This window comes from Erwinia sp. PME.40.26/001 (assembly GCF_055556675.1).
The window spans coordinates 319,791-341,988 of the sequence record NZ_JBVHNP010000003.1; the positions used below are offsets into that span (position 1 = coordinate 319,791).

The 22,198-nt window shown below is 56.9% G+C and carries 15 protein-coding genes; 3 read left to right on the forward strand and 12 right to left on the reverse strand.

The features are described from left to right. Positions 1-51: 51 nt before the first annotated feature. The 10 genes from ACZ3HG_RS11950 to bcsR all read right to left on the reverse strand — a co-directional run bounded on the left by ACZ3HG_RS11950 (position 52) and on the right by bcsR (position 16,923). The gene (locus tag ACZ3HG_RS11950) at positions 52-2,211 is read right to left on the reverse strand and encodes a polysaccharide biosynthesis tyrosine autokinase (protein WP_465332914.1); all 2,160 of its coding nucleotides are present in this window, start codon (positions 2,209-2,211) and stop codon (positions 52-54) included. Continuing rightward, positions 2,160-2,654, reverse strand: a complete 495-nt coding sequence (locus ACZ3HG_RS11955) for an arsenate reductase/protein-tyrosine-phosphatase family protein (protein ID WP_465332981.1) — start codon at positions 2,652-2,654, stop codon at positions 2,160-2,162. Before ACZ3HG_RS11955 ends, ACZ3HG_RS11950 begins: the two co-directional genes overlap by 52 nt. Positions 2,655-2,671: 17 nt before the next feature. Next, positions 2,672-3,817: a polysaccharide export protein gene (locus tag ACZ3HG_RS11960; protein ID WP_465332982.1), complete on the reverse strand. Its 1,146-nt coding sequence runs from the start codon at positions 3,815-3,817 to the stop codon at positions 2,672-2,674. A 75-nt stretch (positions 3,818-3,892) separates the two neighbouring features. Then, positions 3,893-4,933 (reverse strand): UDP-N-acetylglucosamine--undecaprenyl-phosphate N-acetylglucosaminephosphotransferase, encoded by a 1,041-nt coding sequence (gene wecA / locus ACZ3HG_RS11965; RefSeq protein WP_465332915.1) that lies wholly within the window; start codon positions 4,931-4,933, stop codon positions 3,893-3,895. A gap of 765 nt (positions 4,934-5,698) precedes the next feature. Further along, the gene (hmsP, locus tag ACZ3HG_RS11970; RefSeq protein WP_465332916.1) at positions 5,699-7,690 is read right to left on the reverse strand and encodes a biofilm formation regulator HmsP; all 1,992 of its coding nucleotides are present in this window, start codon (positions 7,688-7,690) and stop codon (positions 5,699-5,701) included. 151 nt (positions 7,691-7,841) lie between these two features. Continuing rightward, complete coding sequence (locus ACZ3HG_RS11975; RefSeq protein ID WP_191934417.1) at positions 7,842-11,120, reverse strand: cellulose biosynthesis protein BcsC; 3,279 nt, start codon at positions 11,118-11,120, stop codon at positions 7,842-7,844. Next, positions 11,120-13,384 (reverse strand): cellulose biosynthesis cyclic di-GMP-binding regulatory protein BcsB, encoded by a 2,265-nt coding sequence (bcsB, locus tag ACZ3HG_RS11980; RefSeq protein WP_191934416.1) that lies wholly within the window; start codon positions 13,382-13,384, stop codon positions 11,120-11,122. Before bcsB ends, ACZ3HG_RS11975 begins: the two co-directional genes overlap by 1 nt. A gap of 10 nt (positions 13,385-13,394) precedes the next feature. Further along, positions 13,395-16,004, reverse strand: coding sequence for a UDP-forming cellulose synthase catalytic subunit (gene bcsA, locus ACZ3HG_RS11985; RefSeq protein WP_465332983.1), 2,610 nt, complete (start codon positions 16,002-16,004; stop codon positions 13,395-13,397). Beyond that, the gene (bcsQ, locus tag ACZ3HG_RS11990; protein WP_191934415.1) at positions 16,001-16,732 is read right to left on the reverse strand and encodes a cellulose biosynthesis protein BcsQ; all 732 of its coding nucleotides are present in this window, start codon (positions 16,730-16,732) and stop codon (positions 16,001-16,003) included. The genes bcsA and bcsQ overlap by 4 nt, the downstream gene beginning before the upstream one ends. Then, positions 16,732-16,923 carry a cellulose biosynthesis protein BcsR gene (bcsR, locus tag ACZ3HG_RS11995; RefSeq protein ID WP_465332917.1) on the reverse strand — a complete coding sequence of 64 codons (192 nt, stop codon included), beginning with the start codon at positions 16,921-16,923 and terminating at the stop codon, positions 16,732-16,734. The genes bcsQ and bcsR overlap by 1 nt, the downstream gene beginning before the upstream one ends. Before the next feature lie 294 nt (positions 16,924-17,217). Between bcsR and bcsE the strand changes: the two genes are divergently transcribed. Genes bcsE through bcsG form a run of 3 tightly spaced genes read left to right on the forward strand, consistent with a single transcriptional unit; the run spans position 17,218 to position 20,605 of the window. Beyond that, a complete protein-coding gene (gene bcsE / locus ACZ3HG_RS12000) occupies positions 17,218-18,765 on the forward strand; it encodes a cellulose biosynthesis protein BcsE (RefSeq protein ID WP_191936769.1) in 1,548 nt (515 codons plus the stop codon). Beyond that, positions 18,762-18,950: a cellulose biosynthesis protein BcsF gene (gene bcsF / locus ACZ3HG_RS12005; protein ID WP_191934412.1), complete on the forward strand. Its 189-nt coding sequence runs from the start codon at positions 18,762-18,764 to the stop codon at positions 18,948-18,950. The genes bcsE and bcsF overlap by 4 nt, the downstream gene beginning before the upstream one ends. Beyond that, positions 18,950-20,605: a cellulose biosynthesis protein BcsG gene (gene bcsG, locus ACZ3HG_RS12010; RefSeq protein WP_465332984.1), complete on the forward strand. Its 1,656-nt coding sequence runs from the start codon at positions 18,950-18,952 to the stop codon at positions 20,603-20,605. The genes bcsF and bcsG overlap by 1 nt, the downstream gene beginning before the upstream one ends. A gap of 117 nt (positions 20,606-20,722) precedes the next feature. Here bcsG and ACZ3HG_RS12015 read toward each other — a convergent pair whose 3' ends face one another. After that, positions 20,723-21,721: a glycosyl hydrolase family 8 gene (locus tag ACZ3HG_RS12015; protein ID WP_191936790.1), complete on the reverse strand. Its 999-nt coding sequence runs from the start codon at positions 21,719-21,721 to the stop codon at positions 20,723-20,725. An 11-nt stretch (positions 21,722-21,732) separates the two neighbouring features. Beyond that, positions 21,733-22,197 carry a cellulose biosynthesis protein BcsD gene (bcsD, locus tag ACZ3HG_RS12020; RefSeq protein ID WP_191936770.1) on the reverse strand — a complete coding sequence of 155 codons (465 nt, stop codon included), beginning with the start codon at positions 22,195-22,197 and terminating at the stop codon, positions 21,733-21,735. Position 22,198 lies beyond the last annotated feature (1 nt).

The following is a 22,198-nucleotide window of genomic DNA, read 5'->3' on the forward strand; positions in this document are numbered from 1 at the left end:
AAATACATTTTATATCCCAATCACGTAATACTGCCTGCATAAGATAATTTATTATTTTTGATGTTCGCGGTCATATTGATAATACTCGTAATAGCCCTGTTGGAAATACTGCGAGTTACGCCGTAAAGTCGCGTTGAGAACTACACCATTGACCGGGTGTCCTTCCTGCTCAAAACGTTTGATGGAATAGGTCAGTTCGGCAGACGTAGTGATATCAAACCGCGCCACCATCAGATTCATGCCTGCATAAGCCGCCATAATCGCCGCATCTGAAACGGCCAGAATAGGAGGCGTATCCATCACCACCAGATCGTAGTATTGCCCAGCCCATGAACAGAGTTCCCCAAACCGGTTGCCGAGCAGTAACTCTGATGGGTTCTTCGGCGTACCCCCCCTTGAAATGATATCCAGTCCGGGAATGTCTGTCCGGCTGACACACTCCGCAGGCTGTGCTTCTCCGGTGAGTATTTCTGTCAACCCTCCCGATTCGGCGAGATTGAAGAGCGTGTGCAAATGACCCCGGCGCATATCGGCATCGACCAGCAATACCCGCAGGCCAGACTGTGCAAAAACAACGCTCAGATTGCTGCTCACAAAACTTTTTCCCATCTGGCTGGTCGGGCCGGTGACCATGAGGATATTGTTTCTGGCTACTTTGAGCTGGAAATATAAGCTGGTTCTTAAGCTCCGTATCGCCTCAGTGGCCAGATCGTCGGGACATCGCATCACCAGCACCCCTCCGCTATCAGCACGGTTTTGATTTCGCACTTTTTCCTTTTGCCGTTTCTCTGGCTGAGAGAAAGGAATACTGCTGTATATATGTAACCCCAGAGCCTGAATTTGCTCGGAGCTGACGATGGTGCGTTTGAAAAATCTGCGAACCAGGGTCAAAACAATGCCAGATAACGCTCCCAGGACCGTTCCGGCCAGTACAATTAACACCAGACGAGGATGGACAGGGTCAGGTAAGACCTCTGCGGGATCAATCACCCGGACATTCCCCACCGTACTGGCCTTATTGATATTCAACTCCTGCTGCTTGTTCAAAAGCTGCATGTAAATAGCCTGGGCAGACTCAACATCTCGCGTTAACCGCAGAACATCCTGCTGGGTTGTAGGCATGCTGTTAATCCGGTTTTCCAGCGAGGCTTTAGTTTTCAATAAATCACGTTTTTTTGCCTCCAGCGCCAGGTACATAGGGTGGGCTTTAGTGTAAAGCCTGGCAAGATCAGCCTCATCAAATTCAAGCGTATTCAGTTGCACATTCACCGCTGCGCCGGTTTCCAGCATACTCCGCGCCTCAAGCGTCAGGTCAACTGAACTGTGAACGCGGCGGAAGTCACTTAATCTGTTTTCCGCCGTCTCCAGCTGAGACTTAACGAGTGGGATCTGCTTTTCTAAGAAACCCAGACTATTTTGCGCTGATGCCGACTTTCTGGCGATATTCTGTTCAATGTAATTCTCCCCGATTGCATTCAGTATCTGGCGGATCTTTTCAGGATTATCGCCCTGTAAGGAAAGCAGTAACATGCCGCTGTCCTTTGACGACTCCCGTACGCTGAAATGCTTATCAATACGTTCGCTCGCCCTGAAACTGCTCAGCTTTTTTAAACTGAACCGCGTACCGGGCAACGCATTGGTGTTGTTAAGTAAAAACGTGACATCTCCGTGGTGCAGAACAACACCCTTTTTTCCGCTAACGGCCAGACCGCCGCCTTCAAGAATGAATGCGCCATCTTCCGTTAAGGTCAGTATAAAAGTCACCCCCAACAAGCCCGGGGGAAGCTCAAACTGTCCGATATCCAGGGAATAATCACCCTGTCCTGAAAGCCGTGAGAATGCTTTGCCCAGTAACGGAAAATGCTGTTGACTGACCTCAATATCAAGTCCTGAATCGGCCGCCGTTTTTCCCAGCACCGAGCGCGATTTGATCAAAACCAGTTCCGAACTGGCGCTGGAATTGCCCTCGGGTAGAAAGCTGTTTAACTCATTGAAAAGATCGCTACCGCTGTTTCTCTCAATCTGAATTAACGCCTCAGCCTGATAAACAGGTGTGGTTACCAGGCTGTAAGCCATCGCCAGCAGGGTACCGAGCAATGTGAGACTGAAAATAAGGGCTTTGCTGTCAATAATCACACCCCAGAGATAATGGATGTCTATCAGACACTCTTCTTGTGCTTCTCTGGCACTGCGTGCGGGGTCTTTATGCATGACAATTCCTGTTCATTCCATTTTTTTGTATGACTTAACGCACTAATCCAGCCGGTCGCAGATATCAGTAACTGCTGAATGCAAAGCTGATGTGCTTCAGGGCTACGCCTGAAGGGATCGCGGATGTCGAGATGGTTTTGCCAGTGACCGAACAGTAACGTTTTGCCCTGCACATAAGGAGCAATACTGGCCATCATGGCAATGTGTCGCCGTTCCATGGCCAGAATCAGATCCTGTTTTCGGCACATCTCCGGCGTCAGCTGGCGAGCGGAGTGATCATCAACGCACACACCATATTCAGAAGCAAGGCGACCAAAATCAGGGTCAATACCTTGCCCTGTCACAGCGCTCAGGCCGGCAGAACGGACGATATGGTCGGGCAGTTTTTGTTGTAACATCCGCTCACCGACAGGCGAGCGGCACAGGTTGCCCATGCAAACCACCAGAATGTGCCGGAACGTTAGTTGTGCCAATGTTGAGACCAGCGCGTCATTTCCGTCATGCTGTGTACGCTTGAGATCGTCGGGACCAGCTGGCTGATCACGCGGTTCCAGGTGGCAACGGGTGCAGTGGTGACATAAACGATATCGTAGGGCTGCAACATAAACTCTGTCCCTAAAATGAGCGCCGTGGCATCCCGCGCGTTGAGCTGGTAAACGCTTGCCAGCTTGCCACTGTTATCACCGGCCCGGCGCTGAGAGCGAATAACAAAAATACCGCTGGCATCGCTGGTCATCTGATCGATACCCTCTGCATTGCCCAGGGCTTCGGTCAGCGTCATGCCCGTGCGGTCCATCTTCAGCGTGGTCTGCTTTCTTACCTCTCCCATAACGAACACCTTTAAAGTGTCATTGCGCGGGATATAAAGAATGTCACCAGGTTCAAGCAGCAGGTTTTGCGTCAGGTCGCCGTTCTGCAGCAGTCCGGCAATTGAGATGCGCCGTTCTTTCCCTTTCCGGGTTAGCACCGCGTTATTCCAGTCAGCATTTTCGCTAATCCCTCCCGCCTGATTGAGCGCACCAATGATGGTCAGCGGCACATCCGTAATCGGCTGCTCGCCGCTGTGTGTGACCTCCCCCGTGATATAGACTTTCTGGGAACGAAAAGCTGCGACGCTGATATCAACCTGTGGCGTTGCAACGTACTTGCTCAGTTTTTGGGTAATAAATTCCCTGACCTGGGTCACCGTTTTATTTAACACGCTGACACGTCCAACATAGGGATAAAATATGGTGCCATCCGCATGAACGCGATTGCCGCTGTCTCCTGCACTACGGTATTGCCCGGCCGGCGTGGTGAGTTCGGGATGATCCCAGACGGTAATATTAAGGACATCACCAATGCCAATCAGATACTGATAGTGGCTGAGTGCACGTTCCAGGGCCAGATTAGACCGTGATACCGTAGGGTTAATACGTAACGTTTCGATCAGGTCAGGTGTAATCGTGTAGACATCCACCAATTTATTAATAGCTGAATCTGAGAGGGAGGACGGGATAATATTCTTACCCTCCACGGACAAATGACTTCCCGGAAAAACATGACAGGCAGAAAGCATTAGCACCAGAGGAAAAATAGAAAAGAACAGTATTTTTTTGCGTAACATCATGGTTTTTTCAGTTCAACAAGGCGTGGAATATGATTTATGAATACAACAGGAAATATTTATCGCTAAAGCGGTTTATTCCGCCCTGTCTTTTTTAACTGCAGTATAAATCAGTTTTTTTCGAATAAAATAATGCAGAACAAAAAGGCATAAAAACATACAGAGAGAGAGTCGCTGATTTACGTGATTTATCTGCAAACTGACCCCTGCTACACAATAAATGATGCCAAGAGCAACCATGAGCGATAATGTTTTATGATCAGATAAGCCATAATTCATAAGCAAATGATGAAAATGAGTTCTGTCAGGATGAAAAGCACTTTTATTATTTTTTATACGGCCTGATGTGACGCACACCATATCCATCAAAGGTAAAGCGATCAGCCACAGTGCGTTAGCCGGCGCAAGAGCAATCTGCTGCCCCTGACTGCAGATGATAACCAGCCAAATGACAGTGAAACCCAGCAATGTGCTGCCAGCATCACCCATAAATACTTTCTGACGCCCCCCAAAAGCGATGCCAAGATTGCACAGCATAAACGGGATTATTGCTGCAATCAGGAGGAGGCAATAAACCATCATACTTTGCTGACCCGCCAGTGAGAAACACACCGCCAGCCCGGCGAAAGAGACCGTACACATCCCGGCGAGAAGTCCGTCTATGCCATCCATCATATTAAATATATTGATGGCAGCGCCGACGGCGAAGAGGGTAAAGAGATACCCGAGGGAACCCAGCGTCAGTTCCTCGTTAAACCATAAAAAACCCAGAGAATGAAGATATATGCCATCGTACATAATGAGGACTGCGGCGATCCCCTGGACAACGAGTCTTGGTAACACGGGTAACTGAAAACGATCGTCCAGTACACCGACGACGAGCAAAAGACCACCGCTGACTAAATACGCATTAAAATGTGGGATGCGTTCAGCAGAAATGAGATGCATGACAAGAATAGAGCAATAGATGGCGATCCCACCGACCAGAGGAACAGGGTGCCTGTGCGTTTTCCGATGGTCGGGGTTGTCAACTAACGCTAACTTGATACTTAACATCCGCAGCAATATTAAAAAACAGAAGCAGCTTATCACGACGATGATGACATTAATAAACACTGTTTCTATTCCTTACTCTTTAAGGCAGGCTACCGCCTGTGAATCATGTTCACATATAATTTTTTCACTTTAAAAAAGCATAGCTAACCCACAGCAAGCCAATTAATTTTAAGGCGTCACTTTAATTATTAAAGACACTTATTCTCTTTTCATCAAAGAATGGGCATTTGATAACCGGAAAGGAAAATTCAGCCCCTAACCAAAACGGGATAAGTGTCTGTAAATAGTATTCAATGAGATCTTTTTGATTTGCACTTGGTTTAATCTCTTATGTTCATTTTATTATTACAATCATTTTAAAAATGATAAAGAGGAAATGTAATAATGCCTGGCATTCGAATACTTCATTTATCTTTGTCTGAAAAAAATAATCCCATCAGAATAAAATCGCTTGCACAGCATTGGATGGCAGTGATAAATATTGCGTAATGATTCAAAACGAAATATAAAATTTATTAATCATTAAATTCAATGCGTTGCTTTGATATAACGTCAAGATGAGGACAGGGACTTTACACCGGCCTTTGTACAGACGGCGTTTAAAGTTTAAGCAGTGAAGGTATTTAGTTTATGTTTTCCTGACCTTGAGAGGCGTTTTTTCGGTCTGAAGAAGAGTAAAGTCTGGCTTAAAGGCCACACGGTCCCACCTGATGCCACTATGGTCTATAAGTTACGTATCGCAGAAGTCTACCCGGAAGGGACGAAGATAGCGGAGCATCAGCCGGAAAGCTGATCCCCCGGCCTGCCGATATCCGGCAGGCCAGATCAGTGCAGATACCGCTGCATAAACTCCGGCAGCGAAAGCGCTTCAGAGTAGAGATATCCCTGACCAATGTGAATGCCGCGAGCCAGCAGCCAGTCGCGCTGCTCAGCGGTTTCCACTCCTTCGGCAATCACGTCCAGCTGCATAATTTCGGCAATAGAGGAGACAATCCGCACCATGGTGTCATCCTGCGGCAGTACCGCAACAAAGCTGCGATCCATCTTCAGCTTGGCGATAGGCAGGGATTTAAACTGATTCAGCCAGTTCAGATTGGCGTACCCCATGCCGAAGTCGTCCAGCGCCACGGCGACCCCGGTTTTTTGCAGGGCCTGCAACAGCTGCAGCGCCTGCTCGGGTTTCCCCACGTCGGCGGTTTCGGTGATCTCCAGCATCAGGCTGCCGGGACAGATGCGGTGACGTTCAATCAGCTCCTGCAGGTGCGTGACCATGGAAGGCTCACGCAGCTGAATGGCCGACAGGTTGACACTCATCGTTAGCATAATGCCCTGCTGCTGCCACGCTGCCAGAATGCGGCAGGCCTCTTCAAATACCCAGCGCCCGAGGGCAGTGATCACGCCAATCTCTTCCGCGCTGGCAATCAGATCTTCCGGCAGGCTCCAGCTGCCATCCGGTTGACGCTGGCGCAGCAGCGCTTCAGCCCCCACCAGCGCGCCGTTGTTCATATCGATTTGCGGCTGCAGCCACAGCGCAAACTGCTGCTCCCTGATGCCCTGCAGAATGTCATGCTCCTGCGTCAGCCGTTTCTGCGCGCGTTCGGTCAGTGCCGGGTCGAAGAAACGAACCTGGTTCTTCCCTTCATGGCGGGCTGACATCATCGCCGAGGTGGCCCGGCCCAACAGGTCGTGGGCATTCAGCTTATCCCCTTCATGCTGCACCATACCAATGCTGACGCTGGGCCGCAGTTGCATATGCTGTAACGTTACCGGCTGGTTCAGACGCAGCATCAGGTTACGCGCCAGCCGCAGCCCGCGGAACGGGTTGTTGGCCCGCTCCACCAGCAGCGCAAAGTCACTGATCGACAGCTGCGCCAGCACTGTGCGCTCATCAATACAGCCACGGATCTTGTCCACCAGCGTGAGCAGCAGCGCATCACGTTGGTCGTCAGTCACCAGGCCGTTAGTATCCTGTAGCGTTTCAATGCGCACCACCATCACGGTAAACGCGCCGGGGGTGTTCACAGCGAGCAGATGCTGCTCCAGCAGTGCCAGGAACAGGGTCTTATTGGGCAGGTCGGTGACCACAAAGCGGGTGCTCAGGTGGCTCATCTCATCATGCACGGAGGCCAGCATCTGCTGATTACGGTTGTAGTTACGGATCAGCAGACCAATTTCATCATTGCGGTGATAGCGCGGCAGCGCCAGCTGGTGAGTCAGCGCTTGCTGCGGCGTGAGATCCTGCAGTTCGCGGGCAATATTACGCATCGGACGCACCATCAGCCGGTTAATACACCAGCTGATCGACACCGAGAGGATCAGCGCCAGCAGCAGATAGGCGGTGACCATGGTAGAAACGGCACTGAGGATAAACTGATAAACACGCCAGGAATCAGCCTGCAATACCAGAAAAGCCAGCGGCTTAGGGTTGGCGGGCTGCACCGAATAGAGCGGAACGGTGATCTGCACCGGCAGCTCAAACAGATCCATGATAAAACGCGGGATGGGTTTTTCTGGTTCAAAATCCGTATGCAGCGCCTGTAAGCCGTTAGGAAGCACCACTTCCGCGCGGGCGAGAATACCTGCCGGGCGCAGCGAATTCAGTATAAATTCGGCCTGAGGAATATCGGCTTTCAGTACCGCCTGGGAAAGGGGCTGACGCACGGTATGCGCCACGTTCTCCATCTGCTGGGCGTAGTCAATCCTGCGCTGCTGCACAAAATGAAAAAGCTGTATGACGATAAAAATGCAAATGGTGACCACAGCAACGCTGGAAATCGTCGCCATTTGCTTAATCGTTAACGAACGACTGACGCGCAAGCCTGCTCTCCGAAGCGCAGAATTTACTGTTCAGCGCATATAGGGCAAAAAAAACAGCCCTGAGTATATCCTATGGGCAACGCTTTTTAAGCTATCACGCACCGCAATCGTTCGTTTAGGCGTTTTCCTGGTGTTTTTATCCGGATTTGGCCTACTTAAAGTCTGCATACGGTGTCAGCGGCTGCGGCGGCATATCCAGATCGCCCTGCCAGCCCGCTGCGGAATAGCGCAGGTACATCAGCCCGTGGCTGGGGGTGTAATCCTTTGCCTGCTGAATGTCCACGCCCAGCCCCAGCGTCCAGTGTGAGGATAACCGCCGCTCCACCAGCGCCTGCAGCGTGTAGCCCACGCCACTGCCGCCGCCATTGCTACCCGGCGGATTATCACGGGTCAGTGCGCCGAAGCTCAACGGATAACGCGACTGCGCGTCGGTTTTCGAATGGGAAAGGGACACCGATCCCCCCAGTTCATAGGACCAGTTTTCAGTACGCTGACGCCAGGTGACCGGCACCGACAGTGAGGCATAGCTCTGCGGACTGTAGTAACCGCCCTGGCCAAGGGAGTAATCGCTGAGATCTTTCGCGTAGTGCCACAGCATCCCGTTCAGGCCAATGGTCGCACGGCGGTTATTTTCGTTGATCAGCTTATAGTAGTAACCACTCATCAGCCGCTCACGTGAGTTATCCGCCACGTGGGTTCCGCTGATCTGGTGGGCGCTGATATCGGCCCAGATCCCGTGTGCCTCCCCCCGGTCGTAACTCAGGCCAATCGCCCCGCCGGTGGCGACCACCCCACCCCAGGTTTTACCGCTGGCCTGATTGGGATCGCGCGCGCCGGCAAAAGCCAGCAGCGAACTGGAAACAGGACGCCGCGAAGCAGTCAGCGACACGCCGACATCGCCTACGTCAGTGTTCCAGGTCAGGCCGCCCACCCAGTTGGTCACCTCGAAACCAAGAGGCGTGGTACCGATATCGGCCGACCAGCGGTCACTGCGCCAGCCGGCACCCACGCTGGTGCCATTCTGATGCTGCCTGAAATCCCGGTCACACCGGGCGTCATCATTGGCACAGGTACCGAAATTCTCGGTGATATTGCCGCTACCGCTGCGGGAAAACGTGCCCGCCGAAACGTCGACGTTGTCCAGCCGCAGCCAGCTGCGGCCGTCGTGCCACGGCGTTTCCGCCTGCAACATGGTGGTATGCGCCGTGAAGTCGGAGATCCCCCCGGTGCCCTTATTCCGTGAATAGTCTTCCTCCAGCGTCAACACCGTGTCCTGCTGGCGATAGAGGTCAGCGCTGTCGCTGCGGATACTGCGCTTCAGCCAGTCGTCGCGCGCGTCAGTCCGCGTCAGCCGGGTAAAATCCTCATTGCTGGCAGGCCGCTGCGCGGCAATACCGCTGGCGACCATCGCCTGGCGGTAGTCAGCCAGCGCCGTATCGGGCTGGCCCTGCACGGCTTCCAGCCTTGCCGCATCGCGGAATACCAGTGCGCTCAGTTCCGACGGCATCTCTTTTTCGGCCGCAGGTTTTAACCCGGCGTACAGCGCCGCTGCGCGGTCGGTTTCCCCCACACTGAGCCACGCATTCGCCACCCGGCGTCCGTTACTGACGCTGGACGCGATCACCGCAGGCGGCAGCGCCTGCAACAGGCGACGGGCGGCGGCAGGCTGATGCTGTGCAATCTGTGTGTCGATGTTGTCAAGCAGACGCTGGCTTTGCAGACGGTCTGACAGGGCCTGAATATCCGGCGTCCACTGCGCCTGCGGCAGCGTGTTCAACTGCTTCAGCGCGTCGTCGTCGCGATCGCTGCCGGACAGCCACAGACCGTAAGCGTAAACCTGCGCCGGATCCTGCGGCTGCTGGCGGGCCATCGCCACCATCAGCGCCTCTCCGGCAGCGGTCTGGCCATTTTCACGCAGCGCCCCGGCGTAGCGATAGTTCAGCCAGACGTCATCCGGCGCACCCGGCTGCGCCAGGCGGTATTTCTCCACCGCCTGCGCCCATCTGCCCTGCTGCCCCAGCCTGTCGCCCTCATCGCTCAGGGCATTGCTGCGCAGACGGTTGAGCGTGTCGCCCAGCGCCCGCTGCTGTGCGGCGGGCAGCGTATTCAGAAAGTCCAGCGCCCGCTGCGGGGACTGCTGCTGATAAACGCCCGCCAGGCGGCGCACCGCTGTGGTATTGCCGGGATCTGCACGCAGGGCGTCGCGGAAAAGCTGTTCTGCCTGGCCGTTATCTTTCCGCGCCAGCGCCACGTCGCCCAGGCCAATACGGGCATAGCCGTCCTTCGGATCGAGGGGACGGGCACGCTGATACAGACGCTCCGCCGTGGCGATATCCCCCGTCTCCAGCGCCTTATCGCCCTGCTCAATCATCAGCCAGTACTGGTTCGAGCGCAGCAGGCTCCGCCACTTATCGATATCGGCTCCCCCGGCATCCGCCTGCACCGCCCGGCGTAACCAGAGATCGGCGGAGGCACGGTTGCCGGCCCGCGAGTAGGCCTGACCCAGCGCCCCCAGCAGCGCCGGATCGTCAGGCGCGCCGCGCAGGGCGGCCGTCAGGGCGGGGATCGCCGTGGCACCGGCCCCGCTGTCGATCAGGGCCAGCCCGCGCAGCCGCTGCCGGAAAGCCGGGTCGGCCATCATCTTCTCCTGCCGTGCCAGCTCGGCCTGACCGTCCTCATGCGGCTTATCGCGGGTAAATGTCTTCAGATAGTTTTTTAACTCCGCCACGCTCTGCTCACTGACCGGGCGGGACTGAATGTGACTCAGCCACAGCTCTGCCGCCTGCGTCCGGCCCGCCGGATTCTCCGCGACGGACTGCAGCTGCTTAACGGCGGCCGGCACGTTATCGTTACTCAACTGCATCTGGGCAATCGCCATGCGCAGGCTGACATTGCCCGGCGCCTGGCGATCCAGGGCCTGCATCTGCGCCAGTGCATGCCTCTGCTGGCCGGGGAGTCTGGCCACCAGCCGCCAGTACTCCAGCGCGATATCGTTTGATGGAAATACGCCGTTGAACAGCGCATCCCAGGCTTTCAGCGCCTCATCCAGCCGCCCTGAAGCGGCGAGCAGGCGGGCCTGCTGCAGCTGCTGCCGTCCTTCCGGGGTGATCAGCAGCATACTGGCCGCCGCCTGTCGCGTCGCCTCCGCGTCGGGAGCGTTCTTTTTCAACCTGGCCATCAGCTGCGCGGCCTGTGCCTGGTCGCCCTGATGCAGCGCCAGTCGCAGCTTTGCCGCCAGCACGTCCGGGTTTTCCGGGGCGATCTTATCCAGCCGGTAGAGCGACTGGGTGACCAGTTCGTACTTATTGGTCGCCTCGCCGGTGCGTACCTGCTGCAGCAGCCACGCCACCGGCGCAACGTCCTCTGCCTGGCTGCCCGGGCTGAACGGCAGCAGCATAACGGGCAGCAGCAGCCCGGGCAGTCGGCGCATCACTCTTCATCATCCTCATCGTGCAGGCGACGACGGCTGACGGCGCGCATTACCCGCCATATCAGCACCGCAAACAGGATCACTACGACCCCAGCCAGCGCCGCCAGCCAGACCGGATGGGTGGCAAGGCTGTTCCACAGACGCTCCCACCACGGCAGATGCCCAACGTAATAGGTCTCTCCCACGCGCAGGCTGTTCACGCCGGACTCACGGATCACCGACACCGAGCCAAACATGGCCGCCCGCTTGCCGCTGTCGTTCATGGCGTTGGTCAGCAGCGTCCAGGCACGCGGACTGTCGGCCAGCAGCGCGACTACGCTGCGCTGCTCAAAGAACGGCGACTGAAAGCCCACCACCGCCGCCATCGGTCCGGCAGACACGATGGTGGTCTGGCTTTCCGGCTGGCGATCGGCCACCGGGCTCTCTGCCGTGTTCAGCGCAGGCTGGCGCACAGGCTTGTTAATCCAGCTTTTCGCGGCATCCACCAGCAGGTTGATACTGCTGTCGTCTTTTAGACCCGCGGGCAGGCTGCCGATCATCAGCAGGTCAGCATCCTGATTTTTGGCCTGTGACCAGTCATCGGTGAGGCGCACCTTCAGCGCCGGATAGCCGCTTTGCGCCCCCAGGGTGCCCAGCGCATCCAGCATGGCAGAGACCTGCTCCGGCTGCGGCCTGGCGTTCACCAGCACCAGGGTGCTGGCCAGGTCGGCCTGACGGCTGAACGGGAAGCCGGCGGAAGCAAAGGCCCGCAGGGACGGCATTTCAATAAAGTGACGATAGCCGGAGAAATCGACGGTGGAGCTGCCATCTATCACCACATGGTTGTCCACGGGCACCACGGTTTCACAGCGGCCGTCGGCGGTCCCGCCGATAAAGGTCAGCCCGTAGTCAAAGCTGAAGCGCAGCTGATTCACCACGTCGAGGCGCAGGGCCGGGATGGTCAGACTGGTCGAGTCATCCTGCAGCCCCTGGATGAGGGGAATACGCAGCAGCTGTTTACTGCGGTCTTTTTTCACCACCAGCGGATAGTCCTGCACAAACTGGTTATTCAGGTGAACCGCCAGCCGCGAACTGTCATTCAGGATCGGGGAGGTGTAGCGATACTGCAGATTCATATCAATGCCGCGTGCGCGGATCAGGAACAGATCCGGCGGCAGATTAAGCGTGAAATTGATCGGCGACGGCTGCATCCCGTCAGACTGCAGCTGGCCCTGATACTGCTGCAGCTCGGCGAAGGTGGTGGCGCGATCCGTCCGCACCCAGTTCGGGGCATCGTACGGCTGGCGGTCGGCCAGCGGTTTCAGCGACTCAATAATTGAGGACTGGCCGCGCAGCAGCAGCTCGCCCTGTGCAATGCCCTGTGCTGCCATGACCAGATCGTTATCATCACGCCCCATCACCACCAGCATCTTCTGATAAGGGTTATCAGGCTGGCTGATGATGGTCACCGTCGGCTTGTTTACCGCAGGCCAGGTTTTCAGGAAATCCGGCCGCCTGTCGTTGGTGGCAAAGACCACCGCATGCTGATCCTGCGGCAGCTGATTGTACAGCACCGGGAAATGCTGTCCGCGCCACTGCGCTTTGGTACCAAACCAGGAGGCGAGGATCCCCGCAGCACGCTGCGCCGTCAGATCCGGCGTGCCGGCAAACACCACCGGCAGCGACATCGGACGGTTATCGCGGCTGTCAAAGAACGGCTCCGGGAAGTGCGACAGGTCATTGGTCAGGGGGAGCTTTTGCAGCGTCAGATCCAGACGACTCTCTTTACCAATATCCAGCCAGATCGAACTGTAGGCGGGGTTTTCACAGACGTTGGTGTAATGGCCCACCAGTTCAAAACGGATGCGGTTAAAGTCGGAGATAAAGCGCGGGTCAATCGGCACCTGCACCTGGTTCTCTTTCCCCAGCTGCTCTGCCGTCAGCGTGACCAGCCCGACCATCTCATCATTCAGGTAGATTTTCAGATGCGACAGGGTGGGAAGCAGCGCAGGCGACGGGCGGAAGTTTAGCGTCAGCAGCGCCTGAGTGGCTACCTCATCGCTGCGTACGCCGAATTCGATCTGCCCGTCAGGCCGCGTGCCCCGCAACGAAAATGCCCCGGGCGGCGGCGCTATTTTCTCAAAATTCAGCACCGACTGGCGCACCGGGGCGGCCGGCAGCGGCGGGGCAGTCTCTGACACCGGGGGGGCCGGGATGTCTTCCGCCTGGCCCAGAGGCATCACCCCGATCAACAGCGCGGTAAACCAGCTCTTTTTTATCATCATCGTCTTATCTTCACTGTTGCGTCACGGGGCGGCGCACGCGCCCCACACTATGAGGAAGGAAGGAGGTCACCCACGCCACCAGCGAGGTTAATCCAATAAACAGCTGGCGCAGGCGCGGGGGCCCGTACTCCGCCAGCCGCAGATAGCCTTTAAAACCCAGTACCACGATATCGGCCAGGCTCTGTACCGGTTTATCTTCCGGGAAGCTGTCCTGCCACAGCGCCCAGGTATCGGCCCGGGCAAAGGTGCACTGAATAAATTCGACGTGCTGCTGTGTGGTGAGATTATTCAGGCGGATCCCCGCCCGGCGGCCAAAGGTTCGCTGCACCACGCAGGGGAAGCTGAACTCCTGCTGACCGCGCTTGAGCAGTAAAAATACCGCCTCATCGCTGTTCAGGGCGTCCGCCTCACGCAGTTCCACCCCGACCCCGCCGTCGGAATAGTCGCGCAGGGTACAGGGCAGCAGGTGGCCGTCGGCGCGGGCAATCGCGGCAGGCATCGCCATCTCCACGCGATGGGCCTCGCGGATCTGACGCGCTTCCACCGAGACCGCCACCGCGCCCCCGAGGATAATCAGGTTGTATAATACCCAGACCAGGCTGACCAGTACCGTCAGTACCTCGCTGGTCGGGCCGGTGTAAATACGCCAGATACCCGCGATCACCCCGGCAACATTGATCAACACCAGGCACATATAGGGGCGGGTGATCACCCAGTCGAGGTGCTGCTCTTCAACCAGCCCCCCTTTGGCAGTAACGTTGAATTTCCCCTTATGCGGGTTGAGCAGCGCCACAGTGGTCGGCCGGGCGATATACCAGGCCAGCACGGTTTCATAGACCTCACTCCAGAACGAGTGACGCCAGCGTCCCTGAATTCGCGAGTTGGTCAGGCTGGTATGCAGCATATGCGGCAGGACATAGATCGCGATCGCCAGTGCCGGGGCATAAATAATAAACGAGTGGAACAGCAGGAAAGCCAGCGGGGCCAGCAGGAAAATCAGCCGGGGGATCCCCGCCAGGAAATGCAGCATGGCATTGGCGTAGCACAGGCGCTGCACCAGCTTCAGCCCTTTACCGAACAGCGGGTTGTCCAGGCGGAAGATCTGCACCATGCCCCGCGCCCAGCGGATGCGCTGGCCGATATGCGCCGACAGGCTCTCCGTCGCCAGCCCGGCGGCCTGAGGAATGCGAATGTAGGCCGATGTGTAACCTTTGCGGTGCAGGCGCAGGGAAGTGTGGGCATCTTCCGTGACCGTTTCTACCGCGATACCACCAATCTCATCCAGTGCGGTGCGCCGTAACACCGCGCAGGAGCCGCAGAAGAAGGTGGCATCCCAGACGTCGTTGCCGTCCTGAACCAGTCCGTAGAACAGGGTGCCTTCATTAGGGGTACGGCGGAAACGCCCAAGATTGCGCTCGAAGGGATCCGGCGAGAAGAAATGGTGCGGCGTCTGCAACATGGCCAGCTGGGGATCTTTTATAAACCAGCCAAGCGTCATCTGCAGGAATGAGCGCGTCGGCACGTGGTCACAGTCAAAAATCGCCACGTATTCGCTGCAGCAGACGGTGCGCAGGGCATGGTTAATATTACCGGCTTTGGCGTGATCGCGAACTTCACGCGCAACGTAACGGATACCCACGCTTTCAGCGAACTCACGAAACTCAGGGCGCTGCCCGTCATCCAGCAGGTAGATCGTCAGCTTGTCCTTCGGCCAGTCGAGGCCCAGCGCCGCATAGATGGACGGTTTTACCACGCTTAACGGCTCGTTGTAGGTCGGCACCAGCAGGTCAACGGTCGGCCAGCGGCTGACGTCTTCCGGCATGGACACCGGCTGACGGTTCAGCGGCCACAGGCTCTGGAAGTAGCCCAGCAGTAGCACCACCCAGGCGTAGGTTTCCGCCGCGACCAGCAGCAGACCAAAGGTCAGACTGAGCGGGTCATCCCAGTTGAGGGTCGACGTGTAACGCCACCACAGATAGCGGCAGGAGATGGTCAGCGACAGCACGATCATCATCATGGTCGACAGCCTGCCCGGAATACGTCGCACCACCATCGCCACGCTCCACAGCACCATCACGAAAATAAACTGCGTCCAGATGTCGAACGGCTGTGAAATACACAGCAGGGCCAGCCCCGTGGCCACCAGTACCGCCATGCTGAACAGCAGCTTACGCAGCAGCGGATGGAGCTGGGTTAACCAGCGCTCACCCCGGCTTTCCAGCCTGCTACGCTGCGCCCGCTGCGGCAAATGCTCCAGGCCGCGATAAAAGCGCTTACGCCAGCGCGCCAGCGGACGGAAGGCATTGAGGCGCTGACGTTCGCTGCGCCGTGACGCGTCAAGCGGTATAAACAGCAGCAGCCACAGGCTCTGTACCAGATAACGCAGCAGATCCGCCGGGCGCGGGCGCTCCGGGGAGATCTGCGGATAAAGGTCGCGGCGGCGGGCGCGCACTGACTGCCATTCCGGGGATTCAAAACGCAGCAGCGCCCAGCCCAGCATCACCAGCAGGCACTGAAGCGCAGCGGTCAGCGCCGGAGTGCGCTGGTGACGATAGTCCCGATAGCGCCGGTGTAATGTCTGCCAGACAGGCGGGATCAGCAGCCAGCGCAGCGGGTTCATGCGGCGTTCCCTTTCAGATTGATCAGACACCAGCTTGCCAGCGTGGCGATCTCCTCTGCGCCCAGACTGAGGGGCCGGTATTCGCCCAGCGGTTGTTTGCACAGCAGCGCTTCGGCCACCGCCTCATCGCGGTGGATCAGCAGCGGCACCATCGCCTTCAGCGTGCTTAACCACAGCTGGTGCAGATCCTGCTGCGCCTTACTGATGGCGTTAAACTGGTTAAGCAAAAACAGGGTCTGCGCCGGGAACGTGGTCTGATGCAAACGCAGGTGGCAGTTACCGTCCGCATTGAGCAGCACCAGGCGGTGATCGGCCTGCGGTAGCAGCGCCTGGCTGACCGCCGGCATCTCCGCCGGGATATCCAGCAGCACCCAGCGATATTCACGGCGCAGGGCGGCCAGCCGTGCAGGCCAGCCGGCCAGTAATGTCTCGGGCTGGCGCATGCAGGCCAGACGTTCATCTTCCGGCATCTGGCCAAAGGGAATAAAGTCGAGCTGGTCGGTATAGCGCAGTGCGCTCTGCTGCCACGGCTGCTGCTGGCGCAGGCTGTGCGCCCAGCCACGGGTCTGCATCACCGGGGTATTAAAGTGGGTACCCAGCTGATTGTGCGGGGAGAAATCAATAGCAATGGTCCGCTCACCCAGCCGATGAAGCGCCCAGGCCAGCGCGGCCGTGACCGACGTGGTTCCCACTCCCCCGCGTAATCCCGACAAAGCGACGATCGGCATTAGCCCTCCTTTTCCTGTCGTACACCCAGTTCGCTCAGTAACGGCCAGCGGGTATAGATTTCAGCCAGCCGTTCCTGACGGGCAATATCGATATAACGAAATGCACCGAGCGAAAACGCCTTACCTAGTGCGCTAATATCATCGGGTTGTTCGTGGTCGGAGGAGTAAGCAGGGCGCTGATTATTATTCATCTTTTCCTGCCATTATGCAGAGGTCTGCCGTTTTAAATATCGGTTCATTGGAGTCACGCTTTAAAAGGCACCAGGTTTACCTCAGGGTAAGCATCGTGCGGAAAAAACCACCACCGCTTCATAAAAATCAGTGGCAGACGCGATTCCGGCCTGTCCGCCGCATAAAAGATGAACGCGATATTAATGATTCACTGGAACGTATTAAGTAGTAATGTATATTTACAGTATAACAAATGGTACGCTTTTTTTTCCAGGCTATCACCACACTGAATTACCCCTGGTGCACAGAATCTTATGACGATTTCATATACCTTAGGTCTCGGACAGGTTCAAAATGAATTAGTGTTGATGCAACCGCCGGGCTGTTACTGGGTTACCGTCAGTCGGCAGGAAGATGCACGCCTGCTGATTCGTCAGACCATTGCCGCGCAGCGCGCACTCACGCTGATCAGTACGGCGGAGAAACCCCAGAGCCTGCTGACCCCTGCGCCGCAGGGCGGCCCGAATAAAATCCCGCTCTTTTCCCTGCCTGAAACGCCGGAAGCACTGAAGGATCTGGCGGAAGATCTGTCCCGGACGTTAGTCAGCAAACCCCGACTTCTGATATTTTACACCGCATTCAGCGCCTGGGAAAAGTTATCTTCCGCTGAATTAAATAGCTGGTTAAAGGGGATGCAAAATTGGTTAAGTGCGCGAAAATCAACCCTGCTGATTATCACCTCCGGTTCTGGCGTAAATCTTTTGCGCAATGATTTACAAACACGTTATCGTCATTTAGAAGGGCTGGCTCATCTTGAATGGCAGCAGGACAGCTGGAATTATCAGATTAACTGGTGGTGTAATAAAAGCGGCATGCTGGCAGATCGTGCACTGCGTCTCACTTTAATTAATGATGTATTCGTTCAAATTAATGAACTCGATCACAATACGCCATTAACGCTGAACGATGAAAACCTTTATCTGGCAGAAAAAAGCGTGCTGGAAGGTGCCCCCCCGCTTTCCAGTGCATGGACGCTGTTTGATGATAACAGCCAGCTGGCCAGTCGGGCGCAGCAGGCCAGCGCCGCGACCATTATCTTTACTCTGAGCCATAACGATCAGGTGGCAACGCTGGCGGGGGATATTCACGGCCTGCGCCGTACGCGCGGCAGCGGGCTGAAAATTGTGGTGCGTGAGATGCAGACGGCCCTGCGCTACAGCGATGAACGCCTGCTGCTGGCCTGTGGCGTCAACACCATCGTGCCGTTTAACGCCACCCTGTCACGCTTCCTGACCGCCGTTGAAGGCCTGCAGGGACAGCTTTATAACCGCCATGTGCCTGCCGATCTCGGCATCCTGCTGCGCTCGATGCAGCCGCTGCAGGAAAAAGGCTATCTTCCGCTGGAGCATTTCTGCCGCTCAGTCAAAAGACTGATCGATAACACCATGCTGCCGGAAAACGGTAAAGGCCTGCTAATTGCACTGCGGCCGGTGCCCGAACTCAGCCCGGAGCAGGCGCTGACGCTGTGTAAACCCCGGCGCTACGGTGACCTGGTGACCCGCATTGAGGACAGGGTGTATCTGTTCCTTTCGTCGTGCCGCTACAACGACCTGGATACCGCGCTGCACTATATCTTCCATCTGCCGCATGACGAGATTTTTACCAACCGGCTGGTGTGGTTCGAAGATCTGCAGATCCTCTCTGAAATCCGTCAAATCACCGGCCTGGTGCCCAGCGCCTGGCGTGATGCACCTGAGGCCGGACGCGATGTGCCGCAAGCGATCCCTGCCTCGCCAGAGATTCGCCTGGTGCCGCAGGAGGTGACGCTCACCACCCGTTCAGATAAAGAGGATCCGCAATGACACTGATGGATGGGGTGCAGATCGTCATTCTGCTGCTGCTGATTTTACTGCTGCTGAAGCCGTTTTATACCCGCTGGCTGCCCAAAAAATGGCACGGTGCTATGCATCGTGTTCTCCCCCCACGCGCCCTGAAATATGAAGGCACGTGGCGGCGTAAACCCTCTGGTTCGGATACGAAAAAGTGATTAACCATCGTGATGCCTCACCCTCTGCCACCCCACCCGCCTGGCGCTACTGGCGCGGGCTGGGCGGCTGGAATTTTTATTTTTTGCTGAAATTTGCGCTGCTGTGGTTCGGCTATCTGAATTTCCACGCCCTGACAAATCTGGTGTTTCTGGCCTGGCTGCTGATGCCGATCCCGTCGCTGAAGCTGCACCGTCTGCGCAACGCGGTCTCGATTCCGCTGGGCATTGCCCTGTTCTGGCACGACACCTGGCTACCCGGTCTGCAAACCCTGCTCAGTCAGGGCGGTCAGCTGGCGGGCTTTTCCGCCGACTATCTGCTGGATTTGGCCACCCGCTTTATTAACTGGCAGATGGTGGGCGGTGCCTTCGTGCTGCTGGTGCTGTACCTGTTTATTGCCCAGTGGGTGCGGGTCACGGTCCTGGTCTCGCTGCTGCTGGTGTGGGTCAACGTGGTGAACCTGGCCGGCCCGGCCTTTACCCTGCTGCCCGCCGGAGAAGCCACGCCGCCGCCGGCGGCAAACGCCGCGCCAGAAGCGAAGAAAAATACGGTGAGCGGCATGGAGGAGACGCTGCCGCCGAGCAGCGCTAATCTGACGGCGCACCTCAACGCCTTTTACACCAGTGAAAAGCAGCGTATGACGCAGTTCCCGGACGCGCTGCCTGCTGACTCTGCACCCTTTGATATTCTGGTGGTCAATATCTGCTCGCTGGCGTGGTCAGACATTGAGTTTGCCAAACTGCGCGAACATCCGCTGTGGCAGCACTTCGACGTGGTGCTGGATAACTATAATTCGGCTACCGGCTACAGCGGCCCGGCGGGGATCCGCCTGCTGCGCGCCAGCTGCGGTCAGAGTTCGCACAGCGAACTTTACAAGCCCACCGATGAGCGCTGCTATCTGTTCGATAACCTGGCAAAACTGGGCTTTAAGCAGCAGCTGATGCTCGACCATCCGGGCGTGTTTGGTGGTTATCTGCAGGAGCTGCGTGACGACGGTAATTTGCAGGCCCCGCTGATGTCACAGGCCGGAATTAAGCCCGAACTGACTTCTTTCGACGGCGAACCGGTGTTTAACGACGCCCAGGTGATGCAGCGCTGGCTTGACGACCGGCAGAAAAGCACCGACACCCGCAGCGCGACGTTCTACAACCTGATCCCGCTGCACGACGGCACGCGCGAGCTGGGCAGCAGCAAAACCGCCGCCTGGCAGCCGCGCGCCAAACTGCTCTTCGACCAGCTGGATGCGTTCCTGACCAACCTGGAAAAATCCGGCCGCCGGGTAATGGTGCTGGTGGTGCCGGAGCACGGTGCCGCGCTGGAAGGTGACCGGATGCAGATGTCCGGCCTGCGCGATATCCCCAGCCCGTCGATTACTCACGTTCCCGTGGGCATCAAGTTTGTCGGTATGAAGGCCCCTCATGCCGGGAAACCGCTGGACGTCAGTACGCCGACCAGCCTGCTGGCCCTGTCGGAGCTGATTTCCCGCGTGGTGGATGGTCAGGTCTTTAACGCCGCCAACGTGAATATGGCCACGCTGACCGCCGACCTGCCGCAAACCCCGGTGATTTCTGAGAATGACAATGCGGTGGTGATGATGTATCAGGGGAAACCCTGGATTCGGCTGAACGGTGGGGACTGGGTCGCTTATCCGCAGTAGGGAGCATTTCCCCCTGTACGACGCAGGGGCCGGCCTTCTCTTCTGGCCGGCCCGTCACACCAGATTGCAGGCCAGCCGGAACACTACCTCGACCGTTACGGCTGGTTGACCCGTTGTTTAGTGGTCTTTAAACGCCAGCCACGCCAGCAGCCGCAGGCTCGCTGAAAAATAGTCCTCATCGCTGTTCAGCGAGTCATTAAGATAACCCGTTTCCCCAAGCGTCAGATCGCGCACGGCGAGCAGCCCCCCCGCCATAGTGTAAGGGGCTTTATCGTTGCTCATGACATCAATCCAGGCGGGCGTTTGCAGACGCTGGAAGTTCATCCAGAAACGCTGGAACGGCACCAGCTGTAACGACGCGGGATCGTACCAGTACAGATAAAGCGGAATACGGATCGCATCGTAGCTGAAGCGTGGTGGCCAGGCGGTCGCCGGGGCCAGTGACCCGTCGGCGTTCATCGCCACCCAGTCCAGCGGCAGAGCACTGTCACCGAAGCGCATCTCAGACAACAGGGCGACCCCGTCGTCGATCAGCGTATTCCACACCTTCAGATGGCTGCGCCGGGCAAAATCACGCCACGCCGGGAAGATAAAATAGGACGGGTTCAGTACCACATAGCTGGTCTTATTAAAGCCCTGCGCGCCCGGCAGCATGATCGTGTGGCCTGCAAAGACGGTCACATTATGGGCGATAATCGCCCGCTGGATGCGATCTGAATGCTGTAAATAGGACTGATCCTGCCATTTCTCCCCGGCCTTCTGCAGCGCCCAGGCGATCAGCACATCGCCGTCGGAGGCGTTGTTTTTATCGCTGACCGGATCGGCATTCCCCGGAATATATTTCCAGTAAAACAGGTCATTCGTCGGGTTACTGAGGTTCTTTTGCGTCCAGCGCCACAGGCGGTCAAAGGTGCTGCGGTCGTTATAATACACCGCCATCAGCATGGCATACCCCTGCCCTTCAGTATGGCTGACATTGTTGTTGCCCGTATCCTGGATACGGCCTTCCGAGGTCAGAAAACGAGTTTTAAACGTGCCCCAGCCCTCTGCGGCGCTGGCATGGGACAGGCCCAGCACCAGCGCTAGCAGGATGATGCCCGCCCTGAACATTGCCATCATGGTATTCCTCAACTCTGGTAGTGGAAACGCAGTGAACTTTCACCGGTCTCTTCACAGGTCAGGGAGACGTTCTCACCGCCTCCCTGACTGCGTAGCCAACGGGCATACAGGCCCAGTAAAACCGCACCGAGCGCCAGACGCCACTGGCGATCCGGCATAATACCATCGCCCGGCGGCAGCGCCAGATGATCGATAACGATCGCGGTATCCGTCGGTTGCAGATCGACAAATCCCCAGTTAAACCGCGCCAGCACCTGATTGATCTGCGCTTCCAGATCCGCGACGGTGGCGATCGTGCCCAGCGGGTAACGACTGGCGAGACTGTCGCCCATCTGGCGTAAAAACGCCTGACTTTCGCGCTCACCGGCGTTATTCAGCATGCCGTTGATCATCACGCTCAGCAGATCAAACCAGCCCGGCTGATACTGCTGCTGGCGATAATACTGCAGGGTGCGTTCCTGTAAGTGACTCATG

Coding starts and splice junctions, on each gene's coding strand:
- bcsD (WP_191936770.1), bottom strand. CDS start 22,197: ATGAGTCACTTACAGGAACGCACCCTGCAGTATTATCGCCAGCAGCAG.
- bcsQ (WP_191934415.1), bottom strand. CDS start 16,732: ATGCCGATCGTCGCTTTGTCGGGATTACGCGGGGGAGTGGGAACCACG.
- bcsF (WP_191934412.1), top strand. CDS start 18,762: ATGACACTGATGGATGGGGTGCAGATCGTCATTCTGCTGCTGCTGATT.
- ACZ3HG_RS11950 (WP_465332914.1), bottom strand. CDS start 2,211: ATGCATAAAGACCCCGCACGCAGTGCCAGAGAAGCACAAGAAGAGTGT.
- bcsE (WP_191936769.1), top strand. CDS start 17,218: ATGACGATTTCATATACCTTAGGTCTCGGACAGGTTCAAAATGAATTA.
- bcsR (WP_465332917.1), bottom strand. CDS start 16,923: ATGAATAATAATCAGCGCCCTGCTTACTCCTCCGACCACGAACAACCC.
- bcsB (WP_191934416.1), bottom strand. CDS start 13,384: ATGATGATAAAAAAGAGCTGGTTTACCGCGCTGTTGATCGGGGTGATG.
- ACZ3HG_RS11975 (WP_191934417.1), bottom strand. CDS start 11,120: ATGCGCCGACTGCCCGGGCTGCTGCTGCCCGTTATGCTGCTGCCGTTC.
- bcsA (WP_465332983.1), bottom strand. CDS start 16,004: ATGAACCCGCTGCGCTGGCTGCTGATCCCGCCTGTCTGGCAGACATTA.
- ACZ3HG_RS12015 (WP_191936790.1), bottom strand. CDS start 21,721: ATGGCAATGTTCAGGGCGGGCATCATCCTGCTAGCGCTGGTGCTGGGC.
- ACZ3HG_RS11960 (WP_465332982.1), bottom strand. CDS start 3,817: ATGTTACGCAAAAAAATACTGTTCTTTTCTATTTTTCCTCTGGTGCTA.